Source organism: uncultured Tepidimonas sp. (assembly GCF_938045175.1).
Taxonomy (GTDB): Bacteria; Pseudomonadota; Gammaproteobacteria; order Burkholderiales; family Burkholderiaceae_C; genus Tepidimonas.
The window spans coordinates 1-9,386 of record NZ_CALIND010000057.1; the positions used below are offsets into that span (position 1 = coordinate 1).

Consider the following 9,386-nt stretch of genomic DNA (forward strand, 5'->3'; position numbering starts at 1 on the left):
AGGCGCTGGGCGTGTGGGCCGCCGTCGAAGTTGACGATGCGGTTGCAGGCGGTGCGGCCCATGAGTTCGTGCGGGTTTTTCTTGGACGGGCCTTCGACCAGGATGCGCTGTACGGTGCCCACACGGCTGGCGCTGATGCGCGCGACATGGCCTTCCAATGCCTTTTGCAGCGTTTGCAGTCGTTGCAGCTTGACGTCGTGGGGCGTGTCGTCGGGCAGGTTGGCCGCTGGTGTACCGGGGCGTGGGCTGAAAATAAAGCTGAAGCTCGCATCGAAGCCGATATCGTCGACCAGCTTCATGAGTTTGGCGAAATCGTCTTCCGTCTCGCCTGGGAAGCCGACGATGAAGTCGCTCGAGAGGCTCAGGTCGGGTCGCACGGCGCGCAGCTTGCGCACGGTGCTCTTGTACTCCATCACGGTGTAGCCGCGCTTCATCGCCATCAGGATGCGGTCGCTGCCGTGCTGCACGGGCAGGTGCAGGTGGCTGACCAGCTTCGGGATACGCGCGTAGGCCTCGATCAGGCGCGGCGTGAATTCGTTGGGGTGGCTGGTGGTGTAGCGGATGCGCTCGATGCCCGGGATGTCGGCCACGCATTCGAGCAGCAGGGCGAAGTCCTCGCCGTCGCCACCGCGCCAGGCGTTGACGTTTTGGCCGAGCAGGGTGACTTCCTTGACCCCCTGTTCGGCCAGGCCGGCGACCTCCACCAGCACGTCCTCCAGCGGGCGCGAGACTTCCTCTCCGCGCGTGTAAGGCACGACGCAGTAGCTGCAGTACTTGCTGCAGCCTTCCATGATGCTGACGAACGCCGAGGCACCCTCGACGCGGGCGGGGGGTAGGTGGTCGAACTTTTCGATCTCGGGGAAGCTGACGTCCACCTGCGGCCGCGCCTGGCGCTCGCGCTCGCGTAGCAGCTCGGGCAGGCGGTGCAGCGTCTGCGGGCCAAACACTACGTCCACGTAGGGCGCGCGCTGGATGATGGCTTCACCCTCTTGGCTGGCCACACAGCCCCCCACGCCGATGAGCACGCCTTTTTTCTTCAGGTGTTTGACGCGCCCCAGGTCGGAGAAGACCTTTTCCTGCGCCTTTTCGCGCACGGAGCAGGTGTTGAACAGGATCAGGTCGGCCTGCTCGGGGTCATCGGTGGGCTCGTAGCCGTCGGCGGCGGCCAGGACGTCGGCCATCTTGTCCGAGTCGTACTCGTTCATCTGGCAGCCGAAGGTGCGGATGTAGACTTTTTTGGGCATGGTGCGTCAGCGGTGCGTGGTGTAGAGCCAGGGGCTGAACCGGGGAAAGCCCGCTAGTCTAGCGCCTCGCGCGCAGCAGCGCTTTTTCTAGCTCCAGCACCCCCAGGACGGCGACGCCGATGGCGGCGCTGATGCCGATCCACGGCAGCGGCAGCGGCGCACTGCCAAACCACGTTTGCATGAGGGGCAGGTAGGTAAAGCCCGCCTGCAGCGCGCACGCGGCGCCCACCGCGGCCAGCACGCGCGGGGTGCCCTGCACGCCCACCCAGGTGAAAGAAGGGGCCTTGAGGTAGCGCACGCTGAACAGGTAGAAGATCTCCATCGCCACCAGCGTGTTGACGGCCAGCGTCTGCGCCATGGCCTGGGGGTAGCCGGCGTCCAGCGCCCATTGGTAGGTGCCGAAGATGCCGGCCGCAAACAGCGTGGAGACCAAACCGATGCGCCACAGCACGAAGGGGGTCAGGATCGGTTCGCCCGGCGGGCGTGGGGGGCGGCGCATGATGTCGGGTTCGGTGGGCTCGAACGCCAGCACCATGGCCAACGCGATGGAGCTGACCATGTTGACCCAGAGGATTTGCACCGGTGCGATGGGCAGCGCCAGCCCGAACAGTACCGCCACCAGCAGTGACACCGATTCGCCCCCATTGATGGGCAGCAAAAACGTGATGACCTTGCGCAGATTGTCGTAGACGGTGCGGCCTTCGCGCACGGCGCGCGCGATGGTGGCGAAGTTGTCGTCCGTCAGCACCACGGCGGCGGCTTGCTTGGCGGCATCCGTGCCCTTGTGGCCCATGGCCACGCCCACGTCGGCGGCTTTGAGCGCAGGGGCGTCGTTGACGCCGTCGCCCGTCATGGCCACCACCTCGCCGTTGGCCTGCAGCGCGCGCACGAGTCGCAGCTTGTGCTCGGGCGCCGCGCGCGCAAAGACGTCGACCTCGCGCACGGCGCGCCGCAGTGCCGCGTCGTCCAGGGTGTCGATCGTCTGCCCCGCCATGGCCTGCAGGTGCTCGCCCAAGCCGAGTTGGGCGGCGATCGCCCGCGCGGTGACCAGGTGGTCACCCGTGATCATTTTGACCCGGATGCCGGCGGCACGGCACTGCGCCACGGCCTCGATGGCCTCCTCACGTGGCGGGTCGATGATGCCGACCAGGCCGACCAGGGTCAACCCGTCGCGCACCGTGTCATGGGTGAGCGCGTTACCCGCGGGCACGCGCACCGTGGCCACGGCCAGTACCCGTCGGCCCTGGGCCGCTTGGGCGTCGGCCTGGGCTTGCCAAGGGGCGGCGTCGAGTGCGACGGTCTTTCCCCGATCGTCGAGCACGTGGGAGCAGCGCGCCAGAATCGCCTCCGGCGCCCCTTTGACCCACACGCGCAGTGTGTCGCCATCGGCGTGCGCGGTGGCCATGTAGCGGCGCTCCGACTCGAACGGCAGCAGCGCGACGCGCGGGCGCTCTTCGCGCAAGGTGTTGGGGTCGAGCCCCGCTTTCATCGCCAGTGTCAGCAAGGCGCCCTCGGTCGGGTCGCCGCTGAGCTGCCACTGGCCCGACTCGTCCTGTACCAGCGCGGCATCGTTACACAGCGCCACGCCTTCGGCCAGCAGCAACAGTGCGGGGGCTTCGCGCCAGAGCTCCGCCGCCTGCAGTGGGTGCCCGTCGCGCAGCAGCGCGCCCTGAGGGGCGTAGCCGCTGCCTCCCACCGTGACGATACCGTCGCTGAGCACGACGGTCTGTGCCGTCATTTCGTTGCGCGTCAGCGTCCCGGTCTTGTCGGAGCAGATGACGGTGACGCAGCCCAGCGTCTCCACCGCAGGCAACTGGCGCACGATGGCGCGTTGTCGCGCCATGCGCTGCACGCCGATGGCCAGCGTCACCGACAGAATCGCGGGCAGCCCCTCGGGGATGGCGGCCACGGCCAGCCCCACCGCTGCCATGAAGGTATCCAGTGCTGGCAGCCCGCGCAACCCCCAGCCCACGCCGAACAACAACGCGGCGGCGGCCAGCACCGCCAGCGTGATCCAGCGCCCCATTTGCGCCATTTGTCGCACCAGTGGCGTGGCGGTGTCGCCCACGCTTTGTAGCAGGCGGCCGATGCGCCCCATCTCGGTCGCCATGCCGGTAGCCACGACGACTGCGGTGCCCTGGCCGCGCGTGACCAGTGTGCCGGCATAGCCCATGCTGCGCCGGTCGCCGAGCGCAGCGTGCGCGTCGACGGGGGCGGGGTCTTTGCCGACGGGCACGGACTCCCCGGTCAGCATGGATTCGTCCACCTGCACGTCGTGCGTGCGCAGCCAGCGCACGTCGGCGGGCAGGCGGTCGCCGGCACTGAGTTGCACCACGTCGCCGGGGACGAGTTCGGTCGCGTCCACCTCGACCAAGCGCCCGTCGCGCCAGACCTGCGCGTGAGGCGTGAGCAGCGCGCGGATGGCGGCCAGGGCGCGCTCGGCCTTGCCCTCCTGGATCAGGCCGATGGTGACGTTGAGCAATACCACCGCCAGGATGACGCCGGCGTCGATGCCATGCCCGAGCAGCGCCGTGATGGTGGCCGCCGCCAGCAGGATGAGGATGAGCAGGTTGTTGAACTGTCGCAGCACCCGCCGCCACAACGGGGTGGGCGGGGCTTCGGCCAGGCGGTTGGGGCCGTAGCGCTCGCGCCGCGCCTGCGCCTGCGCGCTGCCCAAGCCGCGCGCCGAGCTTTGCCATTGGTGCAGCACGTCGTCGCAGGGCAGCGCGTGCCATGGGGTGTCGGCGGCGGGCGTGTCAGTGGCAGCGGGGCGCGGGTGTGTGTTCATGAGCATGGAGAGAGTCAGGTTATCGCGTGGGAGCGTTTCCGCCGCCGCCGGGTTCCGCAGCGGCCGGGGTCAGGCAGCGATTTCTGCGCGTTGACCGGCCACGGCCGCCCCGCGCAGGAACGCGGCCAGTGCCCTCGACGGCGGGGCGGCGCGTGGCCCCTCGAGCAGTTGCGCCGCGCGCAGCAGGTCGCGCCAGCGGCCGATGCGGGTTTGCCAGCCGCGGGCGTCGCGCTGCCAGCGCTGCAGGCGCCGCGCGGCGCGCCCGGGCAGGGTGGGCGACAACGCTTCCGAGCCGTAGCGCAGTCGTTTGGCCAGCAGGCGCGCCTCGTGCAGGGCCTCGGCAGCGCCGGGCTGGGCAGGGTCTGCGGTGCGCAGGTGGCGCTGCAGCCGCGCGTGCCAGCGCGCCAAGCGCTCGATACCCCAGTCGGGGTCGGCGTCCACCTGCGCCGGCAGCTGCTGCAGCCAGGCGGCGCACGCCACCAGCGCGGCAGTGATGGCGGGGTCGCCCAGCTGCGCGCGCAGGGCGCGCCGGGCTTGGTGCGCGCCGCGCGCCAGCTGCTGCTGGGCGCGCTCCACGGCGCGCACGCGCTCGGGGTGGGCGGACTCGTCTTCGACATACAGCGGCCCCCACTCGGCCAGGGTTTCGGTGCGCGCGACGTCCAGATCGCGCACCGTACCCAGGGTGTCTAGCAGGGGGCGCAGCGCTTGCATCGCGGGCGGGGGAGGCAGCCACGGGCGCAGCAGCCGCAACAGGCTGCGCCAGCGCCGCCAACCGACACGGGCCTGATGGATGGCCTCTGGCGCGTCGCTGCGGGCGGCCAACGCGAGGTTGTCGCACAACTGCCCCAGCGCGTCGCCCAGAGCGGCGCGGGCCACGCAAGCGGGGTCCGCCGCGCGCGGCAAGTCGAGCGCGCGGGCGGTGATGGGGGCGTCGTGGGTACCATCGGCCAGGCGTTGCGCCTGCTCGGCCTTGCTGATGCGCGCGGGCAACAGCGGCAGGTGCTGAGCCAGCGCCTCGGCCATGGCGATCAGTGCATCGGCGTCACCCCGCAGGAGCTCCAGCTCGAGCTCCAGCAGCGGCGCGCGTCGTCCCGCCGCGCGGATGTCGCCGGCATCGAGCGCGACCTCGACCACACTGCCGTCGCGGCTACGCACGACCCAGGTGGTGCGCACGCAGCGGGTCTCGTGCACGGGTTGCAGTGCCCGCACCTGTGTGTCGAATGCCGGATCCTGCGCCAGCGGTGTCGAGCGTAACGCGGCCTCATCCAGCGCGGGTCGCCGCAGCGGGGCCGTCCACTCCCCGCGCACACTCAAAGCGCCGTGGCCGCTGCCGGCGGTTTTGAGGGTCTGCTCGTAGGTGCGCACCGGGCGAGCGGCTCCAGACGGCACGCCCGCCGCGCCAGGCGGCGGCTCGATGGCGCGGATGCGCAGCGCACAGCGCTGCTGGCGCAGCCAGCCGTCGGGCGTGTCGTAGTAACGGTTGATCAGGCGCTGTTGCTGGCGCTTGCGCCGGCGCAGCAGCGGATGCTGGCTTAGCCGCTGCAGGGCCTGTTCGGCGCGCCAGCCCGCAAGCGCAAACTTGAGCTCGATTTCTTGCGGCACAATGCCCTCCGATGCTGACATTTGTTCGATCGTAGCCGCATTAGCCACCATGAACCAACCTCCCCGCGATCTTTCGCACGTGGCCCCCGCCGACCGGGCCGAAATCCTGAGCCAAGCGCTGCCCTACATCCGGCGTTACCACGGCAAGACGATGGTCATCAAGTACGGCGGCAATGCGATGACGGATCCGCTCTTGCAGGCCGCGTTTGCCGAGGATGTGGTGCTGCTCAAACTGGTGGGCATCAACCCCGTCGTGGTGCACGGCGGAGGGCCGCAGATCGAGGGGCTGCTCAAGCGCCTGGGCAAGCAGGGTCAGTTCATCCAGGGCATGCGCGTGACCGACGCCGAGACGATGGAGGTCGTCGAGTGGGTGCTGGCCGGCGAGGTGCAGCAAGACATCGTCGGCCTCATCAACCGCGCGGGCGGCAAGGCGGTGGGCCTGACCGGGCGCGACGGCGCCATGATTCGCGCGCGCAAGCTGCGCATGGTCGATGTCAACGATCCGAGCGTGGAGCACGACGTTGGCCAGGTGGGCGACATTGTTTCCATCGATCCCTCGGTCGTGCGCGCGTTGCAGGAGGATCAGTTCATCCCGGTGGTCAGTCCGATTGGTTTTGGCGAGCACAACGAGAGCTACAACATCAACGCCGACGTGGTGGCGGCCAAGCTGGCCACCGTGCTGCAGGCCGAAAAGCTGTTGATGTTGACCAACATCCGCGGCGTGCTGGACAAAGACGGCCAGCTGTTGACCGAGCTCACGCCGCGGCGCATCGACGAGCTGGTGACGGATGGCACCATCAGCGGTGGCATGATCCCGAAGATTGCCGGTGCACTGGATGCCGCCAAGAGTGGCGTCAAGGCGGTGCACATTATCGACGGGCGTGTGCCGCATGCGCTACTGCTCGAGGTGCTTGGTGACCAGCCGTTTGGCACCATGATCCGCTCGCACTGAAGTGGCGCGCCGTGCGCGGTCGGTGTCCCCAAGGCAGCTGCCCAGCACCGGTCGCAAAAATTTCGGTTGACAACCCACGAGTGGCCTCTAAAATAGAACGATCGTTCGTTTTATTTTAGAGGGCCGCATGACCGCAGACGTTCGCCCGTCGAGCAGCGCCACCGTCGCGACACCCGCGCGCCGCGCTCGCAGCGCCAGCCAGCCCCGGCTGTCCAAGGCCGCCCAGAAAGGCCAGCAGACCAAGGCTGCCATCATCGATGCCGCGCTGTCGCTGGCGTCGCAAGTGGGGCTGGAGGGTTTGAGCATCGGCGCCATCGCCGAGGTCATGGGCATGAGCAAGTCCGGCGTCTTTGCGCACTTTGGCTCGCGCGAAGAGCTGCAGATTTCGGTGGTGCGCGAATACCACGAGCGCTTCGAGCGCGACGTCTTTCGTCCGGCGCTGGAGCAGCCCCGCGGGCTGCCGCGGCTGCGCGCGCTGTTCGACAACTGGATGCGCCAGACCTCGCTGGAGATCGACTCCGGCTGCATCTATATCAGCGGCGCGGTCGAGTTCGACGACCGCCCTGGCCCCGTGCGCGACGCGTTGGTGGAGACGGTCACGACTTGGCAGGCCGCGCTGCGCCGCGCGATTCGGCTCGCTATCGACGAAGGCCACCTGCGTACCGACGCCGACCCGGCGCAGATCGCTTTCGAGATCCACGGCCTGATCCTGGCGCTGCACTACGAAGCCCGCTTCCTGCGTACGGCCGAGGGCCTGCAGCGCGCCCGCACCGGTTTCGACAACATCCTGGCGCGCTACCTCGCGTAAGCGCCGGGGCTTCTTTCAACCCCTGTCTGCCCGTTTTCGGAAGGAGACTCCCCATGCCCCAGTACACCCCGCCCCTGCGCGACATGCAATTCGTGCTGCACGAAGTGCTGCGTGTCGTCGATGAACTCAAGGTCTGCCCGCCGCACGCCGAGGTGGATGCCGACACCATCAATGCCGTGCTGGAGGAGGGCGGCAAGTTTGCCGCCGAGGTGGCCTTCCCCATCAACATCAGCGGGGACGCCGAGGGCTGCCGGCTGGACAAGGCCACGCACACCGTGACCACGCCCAGCGGCTTCAAAGAGGCATACGCCCAATACGTGGCAGGGGGTTGGCCCGCGCTGAGCTGCGACCCGCAGTACGGCGGCCAGGGCCTGCCGTTCGTGGTCAACCAGGCGTTCTACGAGATGCTCAACAGCGCCAACCAAGCCTGGACGATGTATCCCGGCTTGAGCCACGGCGCCTATGAATGCCTACACGCGCACGGTACCGAGGAGCAAAAGCGTCTGTACCTGCCCAAGCTCACCTCGGGTGAGTGGACCGGGACCATGTGCCTGACCGAGCCGCACTGCGGCACCGACCTAGGCCTGTTGCGCACCAAGGCCGAACCCCAGCCCGACGGCACGTATAAGCTGACCGGGCAGAAGATCTTCATCTCGGCCGGTGAGCACGATCTGGCGGAAAACATCGTGCACCTGGTGCTGGCGCGCCTGCCCGATGCCCCCGCGGGTACCAAGGGCATCAGCCTGTTCGTGGTGCCGAAGTTCAAGGTCAACGCCGACGGCAGCTTGGGCGAGCGCAACGCCATCTACTGTGGCGGCATCGAGCACAAGATGGGCATCCACGGCAACGCTACGTGCCAGATGATTCTGGATGGCGCCGTGGGCACGCTGGTGGGCCAGCCGAACAAGGGGCTGCAGGCGATGTTCGTGATGATGAACGCCGCGCGCCTGGGCGTGGGCAACCAGTCGGTGGGCCTGACCGAGGTGGCGTTCCAAAACGCACTGGCGTATGCCAAGGACCGCATCCAGATGCGCGCGCTCTCCGGCCCCAAGGCCAAGGACAAGCCCGCCGACCCCATCATCGTGCACCCGGACGTGCGCCGCATGCTGCTGACCGCCAAGGCCTACGCCGAGGGCGGCCGTGCACTGCTCATCTACTGCGCGCTGCTGCTGGACAAGGAGCTGCACCACCCCGATGAACAGGTGCGCAAGGACAGCGCCGAGCTGCTGGCGCTGCTGACCCCGATCGCCAAGGCATTCCTGACCGACAACGGCTTCATCGCGGTCAACGAGTGCCTGCAGGTCTTCGGCGGCCACGGTTACATCAAAGAATGGGGCATGGAGCAGTTCGTGCGCGATGCCCGCATCAACATGATCTACGAGGGTACCAACACCATTCAGTCGCTCGACTTGCTGGGGCGCAAGGTGCTGGCCAACAACGGCGCCACGCTCAAGAAGTTCGGCAAGCTGGTGCAGGCGCTCATCGAGGAAGAGGGCGTCAACGAGAAGATGAGCGAATTCATCAACCCGCTGGCGCAGCTGGCTGAGCAGATGACCAAGTTCACCACCGAAATCGGCTTCAAGGCATTGCAGAACCCCGACGAGGCGGGTGCCGCGGCCGTGCCTTACCTCCGGGTGGCCGGGCACCTGGTGTTTGCCTACTTCTTCGCGCGCATGGCGTCGGCGGCGCTCAAGGCCATCGCTGCGGGTAGCTCCGACCCGTTCTATCAGGGCAAGCTGCAAACGGCGCGCTTTTATTTCACACGCCTGTTCCCCGAGACCGCAACGCTGGTGCGCCAGGCGCGCGCGGGCGTGGCGTCTCTCATGAACACCGACGCCGCCCTGGGTGTCGAGGGTATTTGAACGGCATTTTTCACTCACAGAGGAGACGATCGATGAACATCCGTACCACCTTCGTCACTGTCTTGTCGGCCCTGGTGCTGCCCGCCTGGGCGCAAATGACCCCGGTGGGTCGCTGGCACACCATCGACGA

General features: G+C 68.1%; 6 protein-coding genes. 3 read left to right on the forward strand and 3 right to left on the reverse strand.

What is annotated here, in order from left to right; translation table 11 throughout:
* The 3 genes from miaB to Q0716_RS02985 form a co-directional block, all read right to left on the reverse strand.
* A partial coding sequence (gene miaB, locus Q0716_RS02975; RefSeq protein ID WP_299019502.1) for a tRNA (N6-isopentenyl adenosine(37)-C2)-methylthiotransferase MiaB occupies positions 1–1,244 on the reverse strand: 1,244 nt, incomplete at its 3' end.
* Positions 1,245–1,302: 58 nt separating this feature from the next.
* Complete coding sequence (locus Q0716_RS02980) at positions 1,303–4,038, reverse strand: HAD-IC family P-type ATPase (protein WP_299019503.1); 2,736 nt, start codon at positions 4,036–4,038, stop codon at positions 1,303–1,305.
* A gap of 63 nt (positions 4,039–4,101) precedes the next feature.
* Entirely contained in the window at positions 4,102–5,655 is a 1,554-nt protein-coding gene (locus Q0716_RS02985) for a CHAD domain-containing protein (RefSeq protein WP_299019504.1), read from the reverse strand.
* 28 nt (positions 5,656–5,683) lie between these two features.
* Between Q0716_RS02985 and argB the strand changes: the two genes are divergently transcribed.
* From argB to Q0716_RS03000, 3 genes are all read left to right on the forward strand, one after another.
* A complete protein-coding gene (gene argB, locus Q0716_RS02990) occupies positions 5,684–6,586 on the forward strand; it encodes an acetylglutamate kinase (protein ID WP_299019505.1) in 903 nt (300 codons plus the stop codon).
* A 127-nt stretch (positions 6,587–6,713) separates the two neighbouring features.
* On the forward strand, positions 6,714–7,394 hold the full coding sequence (locus Q0716_RS02995; RefSeq protein ID WP_299019507.1) for a TetR/AcrR family transcriptional regulator: 681 nt from the start codon (positions 6,714–6,716) through the stop codon (positions 7,392–7,394).
* Between the two features lie 53 nt (positions 7,395–7,447).
* Positions 7,448–9,256: an acyl-CoA dehydrogenase C-terminal domain-containing protein gene (locus tag Q0716_RS03000; protein WP_299019509.1), complete on the forward strand. Its 1,809-nt coding sequence runs from the start codon at positions 7,448–7,450 to the stop codon at positions 9,254–9,256.
* Positions 9,257–9,386: the final 130 nt, after the last annotated feature.

Bases quoted from the DNA above. Each gene is read 5' to 3' on its own strand.
- Q0716_RS02980 (WP_299019503.1), bottom strand. From the start codon at position 4,038: ATGCTCATGAACACACACCCGCGCCCCGCTGCCACTGACACGCCCGCC.
- Q0716_RS02985 (WP_299019504.1), bottom strand. From the start codon at position 5,655: ATGTCAGCATCGGAGGGCATTGTGCCGCAAGAAATCGAGCTCAAGTTT.
- argB (WP_299019505.1), top strand. From the start codon at position 5,684: ATGAACCAACCTCCCCGCGATCTTTCGCACGTGGCCCCCGCCGACCGG.
- Q0716_RS02995 (WP_299019507.1), top strand. From the start codon at position 6,714: ATGACCGCAGACGTTCGCCCGTCGAGCAGCGCCACCGTCGCGACACCC.
- Q0716_RS03000 (WP_299019509.1), top strand. From the start codon at position 7,448: ATGCCCCAGTACACCCCGCCCCTGCGCGACATGCAATTCGTGCTGCAC.